At 72.9% G+C, this 20,791-nt stretch carries 13 protein-coding genes and 2 tRNA genes; 7 read left to right on the plus strand and 8 right to left on the minus strand.

What is annotated here, in order from left to right; genetic code table 11:
* Positions 1 to 28: 28 nt before the first annotated feature.
* Complete coding sequence (locus tag ACIG0D_RS17960) at positions 29 to 1,282, minus strand: MFS transporter (protein ID WP_399801974.1); 1,254 nt, start codon at positions 1,280 to 1,282, stop codon at positions 29 to 31.
* Between the two features lie 136 nt (positions 1,283 to 1,418).
* Here ACIG0D_RS17960 and ACIG0D_RS17965 point away from each other — a divergent pair, with 136 nt between their 5' ends.
* Entirely contained in the window at positions 1,419 to 1,997 is a 579-nt protein-coding gene (locus ACIG0D_RS17965) for a TetR family transcriptional regulator (RefSeq protein ID WP_399801521.1), read from the plus strand.
* Positions 1,998 to 2,081: 84 nt separating this feature from the next.
* Here the strand turns inward: ACIG0D_RS17965 and ACIG0D_RS17970 are convergent, their stop codons facing one another.
* Both ACIG0D_RS17970 and ACIG0D_RS17975 read right to left on the minus strand, forming a co-directional pair.
* On the minus strand, positions 2,082 to 6,887 hold the full coding sequence (locus tag ACIG0D_RS17970) for a PAS domain-containing protein (RefSeq protein WP_399801523.1): 4,806 nt from the start codon (positions 6,885 to 6,887) through the stop codon (positions 2,082 to 2,084).
* Between the two features lie 265 nt (positions 6,888 to 7,152).
* Positions 7,153 to 7,698, minus strand: a complete 546-nt coding sequence (locus tag ACIG0D_RS17975) for an SSI family serine proteinase inhibitor (RefSeq protein ID WP_399801526.1) — start codon at positions 7,696 to 7,698, stop codon at positions 7,153 to 7,155.
* Between the two features lie 212 nt (positions 7,699 to 7,910).
* On the opposite strand from ACIG0D_RS17975, the gene ACIG0D_RS17980 reads away from it, so the two are divergent.
* The 5 genes from ACIG0D_RS17980 (at position 7,911) to ACIG0D_RS18000 (ending at position 11,048) form a co-directional block, all read left to right on the plus strand.
* A tRNA-Ser gene (locus ACIG0D_RS17980) sits at positions 7,911 to 8,001 on the plus strand.
* Positions 8,002 to 8,235: 234 nt separating this feature from the next.
* A tRNA-Arg gene (locus tag ACIG0D_RS17985) sits at positions 8,236 to 8,308 on the plus strand.
* 204 nt (positions 8,309 to 8,512) lie between these two features.
* Positions 8,513 to 9,061 (plus strand): RNA 2'-phosphotransferase, encoded by a 549-nt coding sequence (locus ACIG0D_RS17990; RefSeq protein ID WP_399801529.1) that lies wholly within the window; start codon positions 8,513 to 8,515, stop codon positions 9,059 to 9,061.
* A gap of 78 nt (positions 9,062 to 9,139) precedes the next feature.
* A complete protein-coding gene (locus ACIG0D_RS17995; protein WP_399801531.1) occupies positions 9,140 to 10,042 on the plus strand; it encodes an LLM class flavin-dependent oxidoreductase in 903 nt (300 codons plus the stop codon).
* Between the two features lie 94 nt (positions 10,043 to 10,136).
* A complete protein-coding gene (locus ACIG0D_RS18000) occupies positions 10,137 to 11,048 on the plus strand; it encodes an HAD-IIB family hydrolase (RefSeq protein ID WP_365757134.1) in 912 nt (303 codons plus the stop codon).
* On the opposite strand, the gene ACIG0D_RS18005 is transcribed toward ACIG0D_RS18000, so the two are convergent.
* The 4 genes from ACIG0D_RS18005 to ACIG0D_RS18020 all read right to left on the minus strand — a co-directional run bounded on the left by ACIG0D_RS18005 (position 11,045) and on the right by ACIG0D_RS18020 (position 18,529).
* Positions 11,045 to 12,109: a peptidoglycan DD-metalloendopeptidase family protein gene (locus ACIG0D_RS18005; protein WP_399801534.1), complete on the minus strand. Its 1,065-nt coding sequence runs from the start codon at positions 12,107 to 12,109 to the stop codon at positions 11,045 to 11,047. The genes ACIG0D_RS18000 and ACIG0D_RS18005 overlap by 4 nt on opposite strands.
* 163 nt (positions 12,110 to 12,272) lie before the next feature.
* Positions 12,273 to 15,947 (minus strand): thiol reductant ABC exporter subunit CydD, encoded by a 3,675-nt coding sequence (cydD, locus tag ACIG0D_RS18010; RefSeq protein ID WP_399801537.1) that lies wholly within the window; start codon positions 15,945 to 15,947, stop codon positions 12,273 to 12,275.
* A 12-nt stretch (positions 15,948 to 15,959) separates the two neighbouring features.
* Entirely contained in the window at positions 15,960 to 17,003 is a 1,044-nt protein-coding gene (gene cydB, locus ACIG0D_RS18015; RefSeq protein WP_399801539.1) for a cytochrome d ubiquinol oxidase subunit II, read from the minus strand.
* 20 nt (positions 17,004 to 17,023) lie between these two features.
* Positions 17,024 to 18,529, minus strand: coding sequence for a cytochrome ubiquinol oxidase subunit I (locus ACIG0D_RS18020; RefSeq protein WP_399801542.1), 1,506 nt, complete (start codon positions 18,527 to 18,529; stop codon positions 17,024 to 17,026).
* A gap of 208 nt (positions 18,530 to 18,737) precedes the next feature.
* On the opposite strand from ACIG0D_RS18020, the gene ACIG0D_RS18025 reads away from it, so the two are divergent.
* On the plus strand, positions 18,738 to 19,157 hold the full coding sequence (locus ACIG0D_RS18025; protein WP_399801545.1) for a cyclophilin-like fold protein: 420 nt from the start codon (positions 18,738 to 18,740) through the stop codon (positions 19,155 to 19,157).
* A 226-nt stretch (positions 19,158 to 19,383) separates the two neighbouring features.
* Here ACIG0D_RS18025 and hisC read toward each other — a convergent pair whose 3' ends face one another.
* Positions 19,384 to 20,463, minus strand: coding sequence for a histidinol-phosphate transaminase (gene hisC, locus ACIG0D_RS18030; RefSeq protein WP_399801548.1), 1,080 nt, complete (start codon positions 20,461 to 20,463; stop codon positions 19,384 to 19,386).
* Between the last annotated feature and the right edge of the window lie 328 nt (positions 20,464 to 20,791).

Consider the following 20,791-nt stretch of genomic DNA (forward strand, 5'->3'; position numbering starts at 1 on the left):
ACGGCGCGCGGACCGTCGTACGGCACCCTCATCGCCGTACGACGGTCGTCCCCCACCCCAGCAGCAGCCACACCCCCGCCACCGCGCACACCCCGCCCCAGCCGAAGTGGGTGTAGGCGGGGCCCGCGAGGGCGGAGGCGGCGGCGCCGCCCGCGAAACCGGCGACCACGTACGCGGTGTTGGCGGTGGCCGGCGCGGAGGTGGTGGTCAGGGCCAGGGTCTGGTTGGCGACGTGGGAGGCGACGAGCGCCGCGTGGATCAGGATCGCGGCGACGAACAGCGCCACCAGGACGTGTCCCCCGGCCCAGAACAGCGGCACGGACACGGCGGCCAGCAGATACGCGGCGCGGACCACCCGGCCGGCGCCGAAACGGTCCACCAGCCCGCCCGCCAGCGGCGCGACGACGCTCGCGGTGAGCCCGAAGAGGCCGAACAGCCCAGCGGTGGCGGTGGACAGGCCGTACTCCGGACCGGTCAGCAGCAGCGCCAGCGACGTCCACAGCGCGCTCCACGCGCCGAACATCCCCGCCTGCCGTGCGCAGGCCCGCCGCAGGTCGGGCGAGCGGCGGACCAGTCCGGGCAGCGCGGCGATGCCGCCGAACAGCGGCCCGGTGCGCGGCCGGTGCTCGGAGGGCAGGACCAGCGCGGTCGCCAGGCCCAGGGCCAGGGTGAGGACGCCCGCGCCCGCGAACACCCAGCGCCAGCCGAACGCCTGCCCGGCCAGCCCGCCGACCACCCGGGCGGCGACGATGCCGGTGAACAGCCCCGCGACCACGGCCGCGACATGGCGGGCCCGGCGCTCGGCGGGCGCGCGTTCGGCGACCAGCGGGACGAGTAGCTGGGGGATGACGGTCGCCGCGGAGGCGACGAGGACGGCCGCGGCGAGCGCGGCGGAGCCGGGGGCGACCGCGGCGGCGGCCAGCGCGACGGCCGTGACGACGGTGAGGCCCGAGACCAGCCGGCGCCGGTTCACGGTGTCGCCGAGCGGGGCGAAGAGCAGCAGCCCGAGGGCGTAGCCGAGCTGCGCCACCGAGGCGATCCAGGCGACGGCGGACGGCGCGGAGCCGTAGTCGCGGGCGATGAGGGTGAGCAGCGGGGCGGCCAGGTAGATGTTGGCGGCGGTGACCGCGCTGCACACGGCCAGGAGGGTGAGGAAGAGGCCGGGGGCGGGGGTGCGCGGAGCGTGTACGGGGGTCGCGCGGGACACCGTGGGGGGAGTGGAGCTCACTGATGTGGTGCCCACTGACGTGGTGCTCGCTGACGTGGTGCTCGCTGACGGCAGGCGCATGAGCGGGGAGACCCTTCGAGCCGACTCTAATAACTAACCAGTTGGTTGGACGATGGGGCAACAGTCTGCGCCGCCCCCGCATTCCCCGTCAACCAAACAGTTGGTTACCCACCGCGCTACCCTGTCCCCCATGGCAGCAAGGGACCCCGAGGCCACCAAGGCCCGGATCTTCGAGGCGGCGGTCGCCGAGTTCGCCCGGCACGGCATCGCGGGCGCCCGCATCGACCGCATCGCGAGCGAGGCCAAGGCCAACAAGCAGCTGATCTACGCCTACTTCGGAAACAAGGCCGAGCTGTTCGCGCACGTCCTCGAGAAGAAGATGCTCGACCTCGCCGCCTCCGTCCCCGTCGATGCGGACGACATCGAGTCCTGGATCGACCGCCTCCTCGACTACCACGCCGCCCACCCCGAGATCCTGCGCCTGCTCTATTGGGAAGGCATCGAGTACGGCTCGGCCGAACTCCCCGACGAGACGGACCGCCGCGAGCACTACGCCCGCAAGGTCGCCGCGGTCGAGGACGGTCAGCGCCGGGGCGTCGTCACCGACGCGATCCCGGCGCCCGACCTGCTGCTCCTGCTGACCGCGCTGGCCAACTGGGCGACCGTCGTCCCGCAGATGGCCCGCATCCTGGCGGGCACGGAGGACACCGACCGCGCCCGTCTCCGGGCATCGATCAAGGAAGCGGCCCGCAGGCTGGTGGCTCCTTAGTCACCGCTGTCGGCTCCGGTTCGTGACCGCTGTCGGCTTCGGTTCGTGACCGCTGTCGGCTTCGGTTCGCGACCGCTGTCGGCTCTAGTTCGTGCCGATACGGGCGAGCAGGTCCACGATCCGCGACTGCACCTCGGCGCTGGTCGACCGTTCCGCCAGGAACAGCACCGTCTCGCCCGAGGCGAGCCGCGGCAGGTCGGCCTGGTCGACGGCGGCCGTGTACACGACGAGCGGGGTGCGGTTGAGCTGACCGTTCGCGCGCAGCCAGTCCACGATCCCGGCCCGCCGCCGGTGCACCTGCATCAGGTCCATCACGACCAGGTTCGGCCGGAACTGCCCGGCCAGCGCCACCGCGTCCGCGTCGCTCGCCGCCCGCGCCACCTGCATACCGCGCCGCTCCAGCGTCGCCGTCAGCGCCAGCGCTATCTCCGCGTGCTCGTCGATCAGCAGTACGCGCGGCGGGTGCTGCTCGCTGTCCCGCGGCGCGAGCGCCTTGAGCAGTACGGCGGGGTCGGCGCCGTAGGCCGCGTCGCGCGACGCCTGCCCGAGCCCGGCCGTCACCATGACCGGCACCTCCGCCGCGACGGCGGCCTGCCGCAGCGACTGCAACGCCGTCCGGGTGATCGGCCCGGTCAGCGGATCCACGAACAGCGCCGCCGGGAACGCGGCGATCTGCGCGTCGACCTCCTCGCGCGAGTGCACGATCACCGGCCGGTAACCGCGGTCGCTGAGCGCCTGCTGGGTGCTGACGTCCGGCGCCGGCCACACCAGCAGCCGCCGCGGATTGTCCAGCGGCTCCGGCGGAAGCTCGTCGTCCATCGGCTGCGGAGGCGGCGTGTCGGCCACCTCCACGGCCCCGCCGGGACCGTCCAGCGGCTCAGGCCCCTCGGCGGCGTTCTCGTCCGGCGCGCCTATGGCGTATGACCGTCCGGCCCCCTCGCTCGCCTGCGCGGAAAGCCGCGGCGGCTGGGCGGGCGACGGCGGCGGGGCCGGTGAGGGCGAGGCCGGTGACGGAGGGGCCGTTGGCGGCTGGGGCTGCGCCGCCGGCGGGGCGACGGCCTGCTCGGCCGGGGGATGCGGCCGCGCGGCGGCCGGCTCCGGCGGGGTGCCCAGCTTGCGGCGCCGCCCGGAGCCGCCCGGCTGATGCGGGGGAGGCGTGGCGGCGCCCGGCGGCTGCTGCACCTGCGCGGCCTGCCGGTTGAACGGCACGCCCTGACCCAGGGTCCGCACGCTGATCGACCGGCCCTGCGTCGAGTTGGGGTCCACCGGCGCGGCGGCCTCGGCGGGCAGCGGCTGCCGCGCGGGCGAGGGGGCGGGCGGAGGGGTGGGCGTGGGCGCCGTGGCTTCCGGGGGCAGGGGGGTGCTGCCGGAAGCGTGCGGCTGGGGGCCGTTCGGCTGCGGAGCCGGGGCCGGAGCAGGCGCCGGGGTTGCCGTCGGCGCGGATTGTGGCGCTACGGCGGGGTCCGTGCCGTTCCCCGCTACGGGGCCGCTCGGGCCGTTGCCGCCCGGGAGGGGCGTACCCGCCCCGGAGGTGTCCCCCTCCGGGGCAGGCCACGGCTGAGGCGCCGGAGTGCCCGCGGCGGGCGTCGCGGCGGCGGGCGCGGTGGGACCGGCGATCGACTCGGCGGGCAGCGGCTGACCCGGCAGCGGGTGCGCGACCGGCTGGACGGCGGGCTGGGCGACCGAGTGCGCGACGGGCTGCCCGGCGGCGGCCTGCGCGGGCACCACGACCTGGCCGGTGTCGGCCGGGGCCTGCGCGGGGACGGCGGCCGACCCCGCCGGAACGGGCTGGGGCTGCGGAGCCGCGACCGCCTGGCCGGGGTGCGGGGTCGCCTGCGGCGCGTCGGCCGGAGCGGGCTGCGGCGCGCCGGCCTGGGCCGGAATGTTCTGCGCGGGCGCCTCGGCCGGCTCCGGCGGCACGGCCACAGGCCGCCGGCGACGCCCGGTCGGCGCACTCGTGGGGTGCGGCTGCGGCGGGGTGTGGTCGTCGGACTGGTCGTGCGGCACGGCGTCGTGGCGGCCGTGGTCGTCGGCGACCGGGGTGGCGGGCGGGGTGGCCTGCGGCGGGACCTGGGCCGGGCCAGGAGCGGGGACGGGAGCCGGCATCGGCATGGGCGCGGCGCCCGGGTGCCCGGCACCCGGCTGTACGGCGCCCGGCTGGGCGGCGGCGGGCGGCACGGGCTGGGGCGCGGTCTGCGGGACGGGACCGTCGGGGAGCTGGGCCTGCGGGCTCGGGGCCTGCGGGCTCTGGGGCTGGGGTGCCTGCGAGGCGTGCGGGGCCTGAGGGGCCTGAGGGGCATGAGGGGCCGCGGGGACCTGAGCGTTCTGCCCCGGGACCGGCGCCGGAACCGGAACCGGCATGGGCATGGGAGCGGGCATGGGCACGGCCCCCGCCTGCACCCCGCCGGGCGGCACCGGCCCACCGGGAACCTGCGCCTGCGGAAGCTGCGAAGACGGCGACGGCTGCGGGAGCTGCTGAGCAGGCTGTCCGGGCCGCCCCGGCTGCCCCGGCTGCCCGGGCTGCCCGGGCTGCCCCGGCTGCGGCAGGGCCTCCCCCTCAGCCCCCTCGACCCCCTCGGACGCCCGGTCCGCCTCCGCCGGCGGCAGCGCGAACACCGTGCGCGGCCCGGCCTCCTGCGCCGCGGCCCGCTCCTGGGCGGCGGCGAGCGCACGGCGCCGACGCCCCGTCGGCTGCGCGTTCTCCTCGCTCGCGGCGGGCAGCGCCGGAGGCAGGGCGTGCTGCTCCTCGGGTGCGCGGCGCGCACGGCGGCCACCGGAGGCGGGAACGCCCTGCGGCGGCACCGTCCCGCCCAGACCGGTCCCCGCGGCGGCCGTCCCCGCGGCGTGTTCATCGGCGGTGACGACGGCACCCTCGGCCACCGCGGCGGCGGCCCGCGCCGCGTCCTCGGCGGGCCGGCCGCGCCGACGGCCGGTGCCGCTCGCGACGGCCTCGGTCGTCTCGGCGGCCACCGGCTGCTGCGGCTCGGGTTCCGCGGCCACCGCGCGCCGGCGCCGCCGCCCGGTCGGCGCGGGCGCGGGCGCTTGATCTTGCTCCGCGCCACCGTCGGCCGTACCCGGTACGTCGGCTTCCAGGAAGGCGTCGGTGGCACCCCGCCGGGCCCGCCGCCGCCCGCCACCGGACGTCTGCTCGGCGGCCGGGGCCGCGTCCCCCTCGGGGTCGGCCACAGCCACGGCCGTGGAGGGCGTTGCGGACGCGGACACGGCCCCCGCTCCCCCGCCGAGCGGCACCTCGAGGACGTACGCGCTCCCGCTCATGCCCGGCACTTCGTGGGTCTGCAGCACACCGCCGTGCGCCCGCACGATCCCGCGCACGATCGGCTCGTGCACCGGATCGCCCCCGGCGTACGGCCCCCGCACCTCGATCCGTACGACCTCGCCCCGCTGCGCCGCCGCGACCACGACGGTGTTGTCCATATAACCGCCCGCGGACACCGGGGAGTTCCCGGTCGCGTCGACCCCGGCGACATCGGCGACGAGGTGCGCGAGCGCCGTGGCCAGCAGCCGGGCGTCGACCTCGGCCTCGATGGGCGGCGCGTGCACGGCGAACTGCACCCGGCCCGGGCCGATCAGCTCGACGGCGCCGTCGACACCGGAGGCGACCACGCGGTCGAGCATCACCTTGGTGCGGGTGATCTCGTCGGTGCCGGAGTCGAGACGCTGGTAGCCGAGGACGTTGTCGATGAGGGTGGTGATCCGCGAGTAGCCGGCCGACAGGTGGTGGAGCACCTGATTGGCCTCGGGCCACAGCTGCCCGGCGTCGTCCGCGGCCAGCGTGGACAGCTCGCGGCGCAGCTCGTCGAGGGGGCCGCGCAGGGAGGTGCCCAGCAGGGTGAGCAGCTGCTCGTAGCGTGCGGCGAGCGCCTCGTAACGATCCTTCTCCCGCTCGGCGAGGGAGGCGTACCGCTCCTCGCCCGCGGCCAGCTCCTCCTGGTGCCGCTCGCGCAGCTCCTCGATCTCGGTGACGTGCTGCTGGCGCAGCGCGGTGAGGTCGGAGGCGTGTTCCTCGGCGAGCCGCTCCAGCTCCTCGGCGTGCGCCCGCTCCTGCTGCTCCTTCTCCTCGACCAGCGCGTCGTAGGGCCGCCGGTCCAGGAAGGTCATGACGGCGCCGACGAGCTGGTCGCCGTCGCGCACCGGCGCGGTGGTCAGATCGACCGCGACCTTGTCGCCGCTCTTGGACCACAGCACCTGGCCGCGCACCCGGTGCTTGCGCCCGGAGCGCAGGGTGTCGGCGAGCGGGGACTCGTCGTACGGGAAGGGGGAGCCGTCGGCGCGGGAGTGCAGGACGAGGGTGTGCAGCTCCTTGCCGCCGAGGTCGGAGGCCCGGTAGCCCAGTATCTGCGCGGCGGCCGGGTTGACCAGGACGATCCGCCCGTCGGTGTCGGTGCCGACGACGCCCTCGGCCGCGGCCCGCAGGATCATCTCGGTCTGCCGCTGCGAGCGGGCCAGCTCGGCCTCGGTGTCGACGGTGCCCGAGAGGTCGCGTACGACGAGCATCAGCAGCTCGTCGCCGGTGTAGCCGTAGCTGTCGTAAGCCTGCTGGCTGTTCTCGAGGTTGGCGGAGGTGACCTCGACCGGGAACTCGGTGCCGTCGGTGCGGCGGGCCATCATCCGGGTCGGCTTGGTCCGGCCGCGCGGGTCCATGTGGTCGGGCCGCCGCATGGAGCCGGGGATGAGTTTGGAGTCGAAGTCGGGCAGCAGGTCGAGCAGCCCGCGCCCGACGAGCGCGGTGCCCGGGGTCTCGAAGGCCTCCAGGGCGATCGCGTTGGCGTTGACGACGGTTCCGTTGGCGTTGACCAGGACCAACGCGTCGGGGAGCGCGTCGAGTATGGCTGCGAGGCGAGCAGCGCCTCGGGGTGGCCTGCTGCTCACGAGACGCTTCCTCCCTGTTACCGCACCTTGCCGACCGCTCGGGCCATCTTGCCAACCGGCCCGCGGCGTGTCACGCGAGGGAGTCTAAGGGCTGGGGTTGCGCTCGCGACGCCGGATGGGAGAGAGGTCGCACAAGGCGGTGAAGCCCGGCCGGCACCCATGCGGCAAGGAGCGCATGGCCGGATACGTCCGCGTCCATGCGCCCCTCTCGTCACCTCCGCAGGACGTTTACAGCGGCCTGCGCTTTCTCCTCGGCTCCCTCTCCTTATTTGCTCAGGTCGGGCAGCAACGGCACGAGCCGGTTCCAGCGGTCGATCTCGCAGCCGTTGCTGCGGTCGAACGTGGCATCGACGGGGCGTCCGGCCCACGTCCCGGTGACTCTCGCAGTGGCGGAGCCGCCGTACTGCATGGTGCAGACGGCGCCCTCGGCGACCGGAGCGAAGGCGTTCTGCCCCCACCGGGTGTTCCGGTCGAGCGCACGGCAGGCGCCGGCCACGTCCGGGTGGTCGCCGCTCGCCGGATGGCAGTCGACCCGGAACGTCCCGTCCGCTCCACGGCCTGCGCCTCGGACGGTGACGGTGAGGTGGTGATCGCCACCGCGCCGCTCGCCGCCCCGGAGGGTCGGCGGCAGCACGGACGACGGGCCTGCGAGGCCCGCGAGGCCCGCGGCGGGACCAGCGGACGCGGCGGTGGCCGTGGCGGTGGCGGCAGTGGCGGCGGGCGCGGCGGCGAACGAGCCGAGCGCGGCGAGGGAGGCTCCGGCGGCGACGAGCAGCCGCCGGACCGTGTGGGGGGTGGTGTCCTGCAACATGACCTGACTAACGCCGAACGCGTCGGTACGTTGCGTTCGACAGCGCTCGCACAGCCGTCGGGGGGCCGACTCGGCGACCACCTGCGACTCCTCCGGGAAGCCCTTTGCCCTGCGGCCCGCCTGCCTAGTACCGTGGGGGGCGATTGGTGGCAGCACGCTCGACTGTGTCATCATCTGCACGCACCACTCGCGCTCGCGCGGGCGGCTGTGCTGGAGGCGTCGCCTAGTCCGGTCTATGGCGCCGCACTGCTAATGCGGTTTGGGCCTTAAAGCCCATCGAGGGTTCAAATCCCTCCGCCTCCGCGCAAGATCGCCGAAACCCCGGTCCCCACGGACCGGGGTTTCGCCGTTCCGGGCCCCCGCCCACCGCCTGCCCACTCCTCGCCCACTGCCGCCCCACCCTCCCCCATCCGACGTTTCCGCAGGTCAGGCGGGGTGAGCCAATCGGATTTCACATGGCGGCGGCAGTCATGTAATGTTCTTCCTGTCGCCGCGAGCGGGCCGAAAGGAACGGGAGCGGCGGAGAAAAAAGAACAAGCACTCGTAGCTTAACGGATAGAGCATCTGACTACGGATCAGAAGGTTGCAGGTTCGAATCCTGCCGAGTGCGCACAGAACAGAGGCCCCGGAGAAATCCGGGGCCTCTGGCGTTTGGTGGGCAAGTCGGCAGGGCCCCGCATTCTGGACATGATCAGCCGGTGGGTTTGTCCACAGGGTTGACCCATCTGCCTGTGGATAACTCGAGTTGCTGTGGATCAAACCTCCAGGCGTATATCGGATGCGTGATCCGCGTCTCGCCCGGCACCCTGGCGGGATGGATGAGAGACGCACCGTGAAGGTGTCGAAGTACCTCTCGAAGCATCTGCGGCACCAGCCGGAGCGGATAGGACTGGAGCTGGACGAGGGGGGATGGGTCGAGATCGACGCGTTGATCGCGGCCGCCGCCGCGCACGGGTTCCGCTTCAGCCGGGAGGAGCTGGACCACGTCGTCGCGACGAACGACAAGAAGCGGTTCGCGGTCGAGGGCACCCGGATCCGGGCCAGTCAGGGCCACACCGTGGAAGTGGATCTGGGGCTGCCGGCGGTCGCTCCGCCGCCGTACCTCTATCACGGGACCGTGGCCCGCAACCTGGACGAGATCCGGGCGGAGGGGCTGGGGGCGATGAGCCGGCACGATGTGCACCTCTCGGCCGACCGGGAGACCGCGACGCGGGTGGGCGCTCGCCGGGGCCGGCCGGTGGTGCTCGCGGTGGACGCGGGGGCCATGCACCGGGACGGTCATGAGTTCCGGGTCAGCGCGAACGGGGTGTGGCTGACGCGGGCCGTGCCGCCGCGGTACCTGCGGTTCCCGGAGGGGCGCTGAGCCGGTGGCAGGAGCAGTGCCGGGTGAGACCGGGCTCCGTTTCACGTGAAACCTGGTGGGCCGCTTAGGCTCGGTGGCATGAGTCTGCGCCTGAGCACTGTGATCCTCCCGTACCGCCGCTGGCACGAAGGGACCAAGGAGGCTTGGCAGCGCGCGGAGCAGCTCGGCTTCCACACCGCCTACACCTACGACCATCTGTCCTGGCGCAGCTTCCGCGACGGCCCCTGGTTCGGCGCCGTGCCGACGCTGACCGCCGCCGCGGCGGTGACCTCGCGGCTGCGGCTGGGCACCCTGGTGACCTCGCCGAACTTCCGGCACCCGGTGACCCTCGCCAAGGAGCTGATCTCCCTCGACGACATCTCGGGCGGCCGGATCACCCTCGGCATCGGCGCGGGCGGCACCGGCTTCGACGCCACCGCACTCGGCCAGGAGCCCTGGACGCCGCGTGAGCGTGCCGACCGGTTCGCCGAGTTCGTGCCCCTGCTGGACCGCCTCCTCACCCAGGACGCGGTGTCGTACGAGGGCGACTTCTACTCGGCGCACGAGGCCCGCAACATCCCCGGGTGCGTACAGCGCCCCCGGCTGCCCTTCGCCATCGCCGCCACCGGCCCGCGCGGACTGAGGCTCGCCGCCCGGCACGGGCAGGCCTGGGTGACGACCGGGGACCCGAAGTTGTACGAGAACGGCACGCCCGAGCAGTCGGTTCAGGCCATCCGCGGGCAGATCGACAAGCTGGCCGACGCCTGCGCGGCGATCGGGCGGGACATGACCACGCTCGACAAGGTGCTCCTCACCGGCTTCACCCCGGACCGCGGCCGGCCCCTGGAGTCCCTGGACGCCTTCGTCGACTTCGCGGGCCGCCACCGCGAGCTGGGCTTCACGGAGATCGTGATCCACTGGCCGATCCCCGACTCGGACTTCGCCGCCGAGCAGAAGGTCTTCGAGCGGATCGCCATGGAGGCACCGGCACAGCTGGCCTAGGCGACAGAGGGTGACGAGGCCACCGAGAGCGCGTGAGCACTCAGATGTGCGGACTCCCGCACGGTCGTGCGGGCATATGCGCGAGAATGGCCGGGTGACCTCAGCGACTCGACAGTCCGAGACCCCGGCCCCCGCGATACCGCCCCGGCTGATCGCCACCGACCTCGACGGCACGCTGCTGCGCGACGACAAGTCGGTGTCCCCGCGCACGGTCGCCGCCCTCGCCGCCGCCGAGGAGGCAGGCATCGAGGTCTTCTTCGTCACCGGCCGCCCGGCCCGCTGGATGGACGTCGTCAGCGACCACGTCCACGGCCACGGCCTGGCGATCTGCGGCAACGGCGCCGCCGTCGTAGACCTCCACGGCGGCCCCGGCACCCACCGGTTCGTGAAGGTGCGCGAGCTGGCCCGGGAGAACGCCAGGGAGGCCGTGCGGCTGCTGCGCGAGGCGGCGCCGGGCACGGTGTTCGCCGTGGAGCAGACGTACGGCTTCTACCAGGAGCCCGACTATCCCAAGCTGCACATGGAGATCCCCGACGCGCTCGCGCCCGCCGAGCAGCTGCTCGCGGCGGACGCCCCCGGGGCCGGTGAGCCGGTGCTGAAGATCCTCGCCTATCACCCCACGCTCGACCCGGACGCCTTCCTCACCCTGGGCCGCCTCGCCATCGGCGAGCGCGCCAACGTCACCCGCTCCAGCCCCAGCGCCCTGCTGGAGATCAGCGGGCCGGACGTCTCCAAGGCCAGCACGCTCGCCCTGTGCTGTGCCGAGCGCGGCATCTCCCATGAGGAGGTCGTCGCCTTCGGGGACATGCCGAACGACGTCGAGATGCTGACATGGGCCGGCCGGTCGTACGCCATGGGCAACGCCCACCCCGACGTGGTCGCGGCGGCGTCGGGCCGTACGGTCGCCAACAACGAGGACGGTGTGGCGGTCGTGATCGAGCAACTGCTGGCCGAACGCGTCCGCAGCGACGGGAACCTGTCCGGCGGCGGACCGGGCTCCGCCTAGCCGAGGCGTACTCCTCGCGCCGCAAGCCAGGGCACCGGGTCGACCCCCGAGCCCAGCTGCGGGGTGACCCGGACCTCGAAGTGCAGGTGCGGGCCGGTCGAGTTGCCGGTCGTGCCGGACTGGCCGATCCACTGGCCGGTCCGCACCTGCTCGCCCCGGTCGACGGCGATGGACGCCAGGTGGGCGTACTGCGTGTAGTAACCGCCCGGATGCTCCAGCACGATCTCCATGCCGAAGGCGCCACCGCAGGCGATCCTCACCACCTTGCCCGCGCCGACCGCCCGCACCGGTGTGCCGATCGGCACCGCGAAGTCCTGCCCGGTGTGCCGGTTGGCCCATCGGGCACCGCCGCTGCCGAACGCGGCCGAGAGGGTGTACGTCTCCACCGGCGCGACCCACTCGTTCATGAAGTTCATCTCCGGCTGGTCCAGCCGAACCGCGCCCCGGCAGCTGCCCGCCGCGGCGGAGGCGTTCGCCTCGCCCTGCAACCGCTGCCGCGCCTCCTCCAGTTTCTGTTCGATGGAACTCTTCATCGCCGCGAGTTCGGCGTTCCGCTTCTCCAGCGCCTGCCAGGCCTCCTGCGCCTTCGCCTCGTCGGTGGCGAGCCGTGCCTCCGCACGTCGGCTCTTGGCGATCGCGTTGTTCACCGCCGTGTCGGCCTGTGCGAAGACCCGCTGACCGCGCATCAGCTCCTCCGGGCTGCCCGCCAGGAGCATCTGCGCGGCGATCGGGAGCCCTCCGCCGTCGCGGTACTGGGCGCGCGCGATCCGCCCCAGGTCCTCGTGGAGTACGGCGATCTCCCGCCGCTCCTGCTCCAGCAGCCCTTCCAGCCGTTGGGCCTCCGCGCGCTGCGCCTCCGCCTCGAGCCGCCCCTGCTCGTACCGCTCCGTCGCCAGGGCCGCGTCCTGATACAGCCGCGCCACTTCCGTCCCGGTCCCCGCCGCGGAGCCACCGGCGCCGCCGGTGTCGCCGTCGGGGACGTCGGTGGGCCGGGCGGCGAGAACGGCGAGCGCGCACACGAGCACCGCGAAAGGCCGGGGGTGACGGCGAAGAGGGAGCATGTCAGCGATCGTGGCCCGCGCCGTCGCTCCCGGCCTGTTCGAGTCGTACGCATGGGGGAACCGAACGGCTCTTATGGAGTCTTATGGAGCAGTCGCAGGACAGGGTGATGGTCAGTCAGTCCCCCGGACGAGTACGGCGGTAAGGCCTCTGCCGGCACCACCTTCATGCCACCGTCAGCAGCTCCGCCGCCGCCTCACGCGCCGCCATCTCCCGGAGCGGCCCGTCCACCGCGGCCAGCTCCGCGTACGGCCCGCGCTGCACGACCCGTCCGGCGTCCAGCACGACGACCTCGTCCACGTCCTCGAGTCCGGCCAGCCGGTGGGTGATGAGGAGTGTCGTACGGCCCTCGGTGGCGGCCAGCAGGTCCGCGGTGAGGGCGTCGGCGGTGGGCAGGTCCAGATGCTCGGCCGGCTCGTCGAGGACGAGCACGGGGAAGTCGGCGAGCAGCGCCCGCGCGAGGGCGAGCCGCTGCCGCTGGCCGCCGGAGAGCCGTGCCCCGTGCTCGCCGACCAGGGTGTCCAGCCCGTCGGACAGGCTGTCGGCCCACTCCAGCAGCCGGGTCTGGGCGAGCGCGTCCCGCAGTTCGGTCTCCGTGGCGTCCCGCCGGGCGAGCAGCAGGTTCTCGCGCACGGTGCTGTCGAAGAGGTGCGCGTCCTGGGCGCACAGCCCGACGAGCCGTCGTACGTCGTCACCGTCGAGTGCGTACGCGTCCACGCCGGCCAGTGTGTACGAGCCCGCGCGAGCGTCGAGGAAGCGGAGCAGCACCTGCGCCAGCGTGGTCTTGCCGGAGCCCGAGGGGCCGACGACCGCGATCCGCCGCCCCTGCTCCAGCGTCAGGTCGAGCCCGGCGAGCGCGTCCCGGTCCTGGCCCGGGTGACGTGCGGTCAGGTCCCGCAGGACCAGCGGGAACGGGGTCGCGGGCGCCCGCCGGGGCCGCTGTGGCTCCCGTACCGGCTCGGGAGCGTCCAGGACCTCGTAGACGCGCTCCGCGCTGCGGCGCACCCGCTGCCGGTACTGCACGGCGAGCGGCAGCCCGAGGACGGCCTCGAAGGCGGCGAGCGGAGTGAGGACGACGACGGCCAACGCGACCCCGCTCAGCCGACCGTCCGCGACGGCCTGGACGCCCGTGAGCGCGGCGGCGGCCACGGTCAGGCCGGAGACGAGTGCGGTCAGTCCGTCGCCGAGGGCGGTGGCGGTGGCCGCGCGCGAGGCGATCCGGGTCAGCTCGCCGTCGGCCCGCCGGGCATCGGCGGTACGGGCGGGCAGGGCGCCGGCGACGGTCAGCTCGGCGGTGCCGGTCAGCAGGTCGGCCACGCGGGTCGCGAGCACGCCGCGCGCGGGGGCGAGCCGGCGCTCGGCGCGGCGGGCCACGGCGCCGGTGATCAGCGGGACCCCGGCGCCGGCCGCCAGCAGGCCGACGGCGAGGACGGCGCCGGCCTCGGGCAGCAGCCAGGCGGTGAAGCCGACGGAGGTCGTGGAGACCACGACGGCGGCACCGGCGGGGAGCAGCCAGCGCAGCCAGTAGTCCTGGAGCGCGTCGACGTCGGCGACGAGCCGGGAGAGCAGGTCGCCGCGGCGGGTGGCGTGCAGACCCGCGGGCGCCAGGCGCTCCAGCCGCCGGTAGACGGCGACACGGGTGTCGGCCAGCATCCGCAGCACCGCGTCGTGCGACACCAGCCGCTCGGCGTACCGGAACACCGCCCGGCCGATCCCGAAGGCCCGCGTGGCCGTCACCGCCACCATCAGATACAGCACGGGCGGTTGCTGCGAGGCCCGCGAGATGAGCCAGCCGGAGGTGGCCATCAGCCCGACGGCACTGCCGAGCGCGAGGCTGCCGAGGAGCAACGCGAGGACCAGGCGGCCCCGGCGGGCGCCGGACATCGCGCGGACGCGGGCGAGGACACCGCCCGGGTGGTTGGCGAGAACACCGGCAGGGCGGTCGGCAGGGTGGTCGGCAGGGGCGCCGGCGGGGTCGCCTGCAAGGTCATCGGCTGGGTCGCCGGCCGGGGCGTCAGAGGATGGGTCAGCCGACGGGTCAGCCGGTGCGTCAGCCGAGGGTTCCAGCGCCCGGTCGGACGCCGGACGGGGCCGAGGCCGGGGCACCGCCGAGCGCGAGGGCTCGACGCCCTCCGCGTCCCCGGCACCGCCGGCACGCCCAGCGTCCCCAGCGTCTCCGGCACCCCCGGCACGCCCGGCACCCCCCGCCTCCCCGGCTCCCAGCCGTACGACCCGATCCGCCACATCCAGCAACGCCGGCCGATGCACCACCAGCAGCACGGTGCGCCCCGCCGCCAGGCGCCGGACCGCCGCGACGATCTCCGCCTCGGTGGCGCCGTCCAGCGCGGCCGTCGGTTCGTCCAGCAGCAGCACGGGCCGGTCGGCGAGAAACGCGCGGGCGAGGGCGAGGCGCTGACGCTGGCCGGCGGACAGGCCGGCGCCGTCCTCCCCCAGCGCGGTGTCCACACCCTGGGGAAGGGCGTCGACGAACTCCAGCGCGCCCGCGTCCCGCAGCGCACGGCGCAGAGCGTCGTCGTCCGCGTCGGGGCGGGCCAGCCGGACGTTCTCGGCGATCGTCCCGGCGAACAGGTGGGGTCGCTGCGGCACCCAGGCGATCTTCGAGCGCCACTGCTCCAGGTCGACGTCGGCGAGATCGGCCTCCCCGATCCGTACGCGGCCCTCGGTGGGCCGTACGAAGCCCAGCGCGATGCTGAGCAGCGTCGACTTGCCGGCGCCGCTCGGGCCGACGAGCGCGACCGTCTCGCCGGGCTGAGCGGTGAGGGAGACGCCGGAGACGGCGTCCGTCGCGCGTCCGGGGTAGCGGACGGTCACGTCCTCGAAGGTCAGCGGGCCGGTCGGGACGGGGTCTGTGCCCGAGGCCGGTACGGGGGTCTCCAGCACCGAGAAGATCTCCTCGGCCGCCGCCAGGCCCTCCGCCGCCGCGTGGTACTGGGCGCCGACCTGCCGGAGCGGCAGGTAGGCCTCGGGTGCGAGGACGAGGATGACCAGGCCGATGTACAGGTCCATCTCGCCGTGCACGAGCCGCATGCCGATGGTCACCGCGACCAGGGCCACCGAGAGGGTGGCCAGCAGCTCCAGTGCGAAGGAGGACAGGAAGGCGATCCGCAGGGTGCGCAGGGTCGCCTTCCGGTACTCACCGGTGATGCGCTTGATCGACTCGGCCTGGGCCTTGGCCCGGCCGAACACCTTGAGGGTCGGCAGTCCGGCGACCACGTCCAGGAAGTGCCCCGAGAGCCGGGACAGCAGCCGCCACTGACGGTCCATCCGGGACTGGGTGGCCCAGCCGATCAGCACCATGAAGATCGGGATGAGCGGCAGGGTGCCGACGATGATCGTCGCCGACACCCAGTCCTCGGTGACGATCCGCGCCAGCACCGCCACCGGAACGACCACCGCGAGCCCCAGCTGGGGCAGATACCGCGAGAAGTAGTCGTCGAGGGCGTCGACTCCTCGCGTCGCCAGCGCCACCAGCGAACCGGTGCGCTGTCCGCTCAGCCATCCCGGGCCGAGCGCCGCCGATCGTTCCAGCAGCCGCCCCCGCAGCTCCGACTTCACCGCCGCGCTCGCCCGGTGCGCGGCCAGCTCGGTGAGCCAGCCGACCAGGGCACGGCCGCAGGCGACGGCCGCCAGCAGCAGAAGCGGGGTGCGGAGTTCGGTGACCGACATCCCGTGCTGGAAGGCGCCCACCACCGTCTCGGCGATGAGCATCGCCTGCGCGATGACCAGCCCGGCGCCGACGGCGCCCAGGGCGACGACCGCCACCAGGAAGAACCGGGTGGCACGGGCGTAGCGGAGCAGCCGTGGATCGATCGGTTTCACGTGAAACACACCTCAGTGGACGGCTTCGGGGGTGGGGTGCGCCGCGGGAGCGCTGTGCGCGTCGGGAGCGATGTGCTGGGTCCCGATCCGCTTGCGGAACACCCAGTACGTCCAGCCCTGGTACAGCACCACCACCGGCGTCGCGACAACCGCGAGCCAGGTCATGATCTTCAGGGTGTACGGGCTGGAGGAGGCGTTGGTGACCGTCAGGCTCCAGTCGGGGTTCAGCGTCGACGGCATGACGTTCGGGAAGAGCGTCAGGAAGAACATGGCCACGGTGGCCACGATCGTGAGCCCCGAGAGCGTGAAGGCCCAGCCCTCACGCCCCGCCTGGTTCGCCGCCAGGGCCACCACCAGCGCGGCGACCGCCACGACGAAGGCGATCAGGCTCTTACCGTTCCCGCTGTTCACCTGCGTCCACAGCAGGAAGACCAGCGCGAGCACGGCCGTGACGAAACCGACCTGAAGCGCCAGCTTCCGGGCGCGCTCCCGGATCTCCCCGACCGTCTTCAGCGCCGCGAAGACCGCCCCGTGGAAGGTGAACAGGGTCAGCGTCACCAGACCGCCGAGCAGGGCGTACGGGTTGAGCAGGTCCCCGACGGTGCCGACGTACTCCAGATCCCGGTCGATCTTCACGCCCCGCACGATGTTGCCGAAGGCCACACCCCACAGGAGCGCCGGGAGCAGCGAGGTCCAGAAGATCGCCGTCTCCCAGTTGCGCTGCCAGTGCTCCTCGGGCCGCTTGGCGCGGTACTCGAAGGCGACACCGCGGATGATCAGGCAGACGAGGATGAGCAGCAGTGGCAGATAGAAGCCGGAGAAGAGGGTGGCGTACCACTCGGGGAAGGCGGCGAAGGTGGCGCCGCCCGCGGTGAGCAGCCAGACCTCGTTGCCGTCCCAGACGGGGCCGATCGTGTTGATCAGCACCCGCTTCTCGGGCCGGTCGCGGGCCAGCAGCTTGGTGAGGACACCGATCCCGAAGTCGAAGCCCTCCAGGAAGAAGTAACCGGTCCACAGGACGGCGATCAGGACGAACCAGACGTCGTGCAGTTCCATGACTGTGTGGCTCCCTCGGCCTAGTAGGAGAAGGCCATCGGCTTGTCGGCGTCACGGAGGTCGCCGCCGATCTTCGTGGGCGGGTTGAGGTCGGCCTCGGTCAGCTCGGGCGGGCCGGCCTTGACGTACTTCACGAGCAGCTTGACCTCGATCACGGCGAGGACGGCGTAGAGCGCGGTGAAGGCGATCATCGAGGTGAGGACTTCAGCGGTGGAGACGCCGGGGGAGACCGCGTCCCTGGTCTGGAGCACGCCGTAGACGACCCACGGCTGGCGGCCCATCTCGGTGAAGATCCAGCCCCAGGAGTTGGCGATCAGCGGGAAGCCCATCGTCCACAGGGCGAGCAGCCAGTACAGCCGGGTGAGCCTGGCGCCGAGCGGCTTCTTCAGCAGGACCAGGTGCGGCACCTCGTCCTCACCGGTGCGGTAGGCGGCCGGCAGCATGAACTTCTTCCGCGTCAGCCACAGTCCCAGCAGGCCGAGCGAGAGGGACGCCATGCCGAAGCCGATCATCCAGCGGAAGCCCCAGTAGGCCACGGGGACGATGGGCTTGTAGTCGCCGGGCCCGAACTTCTCCTGGAGAGCTTCGTTGGTGTCGTTGATGCCCGGTACGTACGACTCGAAGTCGCTGTGGGCGAGGAAGGACAGCAGGCCGGGGATCTCCAGGGCGACCTTGTTGTGGCCCTTGTCGACGTCGCCGTAGGCGAACACGGAGAAGGGTGCCGGCTTCTCGCCGTCCCACAGCGCCTCGGCGGCGGCCATCTTCATCGGCTGCTGCTCGTACATGACCTTGCCGAGGGTGTCGCCGCTGATCGCGGTGAACAGACCGCCGACGGCAAGGGTGACCAGGCCGAGCCGGAGCGAGGTGCGCATCACGGGGATGTGCTTCTTGCGCATCAGGTGGAAGGCGGCGATGCCGACCATGAAGGCGCCACCGGTGAGGAAGGCGGCCGAGAAGCTGTGGAAGACCTGGTTGAGGGTGGTGTTCTGGGTGAGGACCAGCCAGAAGTCGGTCAGCTCGGCCCGGCCCTTCTCCTCGTTGATCCGGTAGCCGACCGGGTGCTGCATCCACGAGTTCGCCGCGAGGATGAAGTAGGCCGACAGCAGCGTGCCGATCGAGACCATCCATATGCAGGCCAGGTGGATCTTCTTCGGCAGCTTGTCCCAGCCGAAGATCCACAGGCCGATGAAGGTGGACTCGAAGAAGAAGGCTATGAGGGCCTCGAAGGCGAGCGGGGCGCCGAAGACGTCGCCGACGAAGCGGGAGTAGTCGGACCAGTTCATGCCGAACTGGAACTCCTGCACGATGCCGGTGACGACACCCATCGCGATGTTGATCAGGAAGAGCTTGCCCCAGAACTTCGTGGCCCGGAGGTACTTCTCCTTCTCCGTGCGCACCCACGCGGTCTGGAGACCGGCCGTGAGGGCGGCGAGCGAGATCGTCAGGGGGACGAACAGGAAGTGGTAGACGGTGGTGATGCCGAACTGCCAACGCGCCAGTGTCTCGGGCGCCAAAGCCAATTCCACGTCGTCAGTCTCCTTACATCGCCGTGGACACGGCAGTTTGCGGCCCTTTGTCACCCCAAGCAGGGAGCAACCAGGACGCGCTTGTGAACGCGTTCACATTCACAAGCAATTATGACGCACCGATTCTGGCCACAGGCAGGGGGGTCCCTCCTTGGCCGCAGCGGCACCCTCTTGGCATCGACTTCAACGTCTTGTTGAATTGCACGCCATGCACACACAGCACTCACAAGCGCACGCAGAGGCGCAACCACAGACCCGCATACGGATCTCCTGGCCGGCGGGACACCTCACCGCGACCCTCGACGACACCCCCACGACCCGGGCGCTCACCAAGGCCCTGCCGCTCGTCTCCACCGCGCACACCTGGGGCGAGGAGGTCTACTTCGACACCGGTGTCGCGGTTTCACGTGAAACCGACGCCCGCCAGGTCGTGGAGCCGGGAACGGTCGCCTTCTGGACCGACGGCGACGCCCTCGCCCTCCCCTACGGCCCCACGCCGATCTCCCGGGGCGACGAATGCCGCCTCGCCAGCCCCTGCAACATCCTCGGCCGCCTCGACGGCGACCCCCGACTGCTCGCGACCGTGCGCAACGGCGACCCTGTGCGCGTAGAGCTCGCGGAGCTGTAGGGGGCTACCGCCGCTCCACCTCCGCTCCACCGCTCCCGGCTCGCCCGAGGTGCCGCACCACCCGGACGGGCAGTTCACCGTTGCGACGGCCTGGTCCCCGAACCGGCCACCCTCGCCCGCCCCCCGAAAAAAACGACCTCGGCGCGCGGCGCGTCGCGGCACGAAAAAGCGCCGTGACCCGAGCCGGGCCACGGCGCCAGTCACGCCCCCAGAAGGGGCCGTACGCTCACAGCTCCTTGCGGAACGCCTCCGCCACCTTCAGGAAGATGTCGTTCCCCTCGGCCTCCCCGACGGTCACCCGCACGCCCTCACCGGGGAACGGCCGCACCACGACGCCCGCCTGCTCACACGCCTCGGCGAAGGCGGCCGTACGGTCCCCCAGCCGCAGCCAGACGAAGTTGGCCTGGGTCTCGGGCACCGTCCAGCCCTGCGAGCGCAGCCCGTCGACCACGCGGTTGCGCTCGCAGACCAGCGAGCCGACCCGGCCGAGCAGCTCGTCCTCGGCGCGCAGCGAGGCGATCGCCGCATCCTGGGCCAGCTGGCTGACCCCGAACGGCACCGCGGTCTTCCGCAGCGCCGCCGCCACCGGCTCGTGTGCGATCGCGAAACCGACCCGCAGTCCGGCGAGGCCGTACGCCTTGGAGAACGTCCGCAGCACGCAGACGTTCGGCCGGTTCCGGTACAGCTCGACACCGTCCGGCACCTCGGGGTCGCGGATGAACTCCCGGTAGGCCTCGTCGAGGACGACCAGCACATCGCCGGGCACCCGGTCCAGGAAGCGCTCCAGCTCGGCCCGGCGCACCACCGTGCCCGTGGGGTTGTTGGGGTTGCAGACGAAGATCAGCCGGGTGCGGTCGGTGATCGCCGCCGCCATCGCGTCCAGGTCGTGCACGTCGCCCGGCGTCAGCGGCACCCGTACCGAGGTGGCGCCGCTGATCTGCGTGATGATCGGGTACGCCTCGAAGGACCGCCAGGCGTAGATCACCTCGTCGCCGGGACCGGAGGTGGCCTGGAGCAGCTGCTGGGCGACGCCGACCGAACCGGTGCCCGTGGCCAGGTGGGAGACGGGCACCCCGAACCGCTCGGACAGCTCGTTCATCAGCCCCGTACAGGCCATGTCCGGGTAGCGGTTGAAGGAGGCGGCCGCGGCCGTGACGCGCTCCATCACGCCGGGCAGCGGCGGATAGGGATTCTCGTTGGAGGACAGCTTGTAGGCCACCGGACCGTCCGCGGCAGCGGGCTTGCCCGGCTTGTAGGTGGGGATACCCTCCAGCTCGGCGCGCAGCTTGGGGCTCGTCTCGCTCACCGCAGTCCTCCTCGCGACCACCGACGCCGCCTGGCCGCCGCCGGCTTCCAATGCTTCTTACCTTATGAGGATTCGGCCCGGCTGCGAACAGGTGAGCGCACACCGGATACGCGGGAAGGCCAACCTCCCACGTCCCAGTGGCATCAGGGGCATCATCGCTCGAAGGCGTACGAAGCGGGGGGCGCGCCGCACATATATCTACGCGCCCGTGGCTCACGCCGTGGCGCGCATCCCTCGTGAAGGTGAGTTGAGACCTCTTCGAGACCTGGCCCCGTTGGCAGGCCGGTGCACGCCGACAAGTCACGTACTATGCCGGACGGCTTCAACT

It is taken from the genome of Streptomyces sp. NPDC052773 (genome assembly GCF_044547145.1).
Taxonomy (GTDB): domain Bacteria; phylum Actinomycetota; class Actinomycetes; order Streptomycetales; family Streptomycetaceae; genus Streptomyces.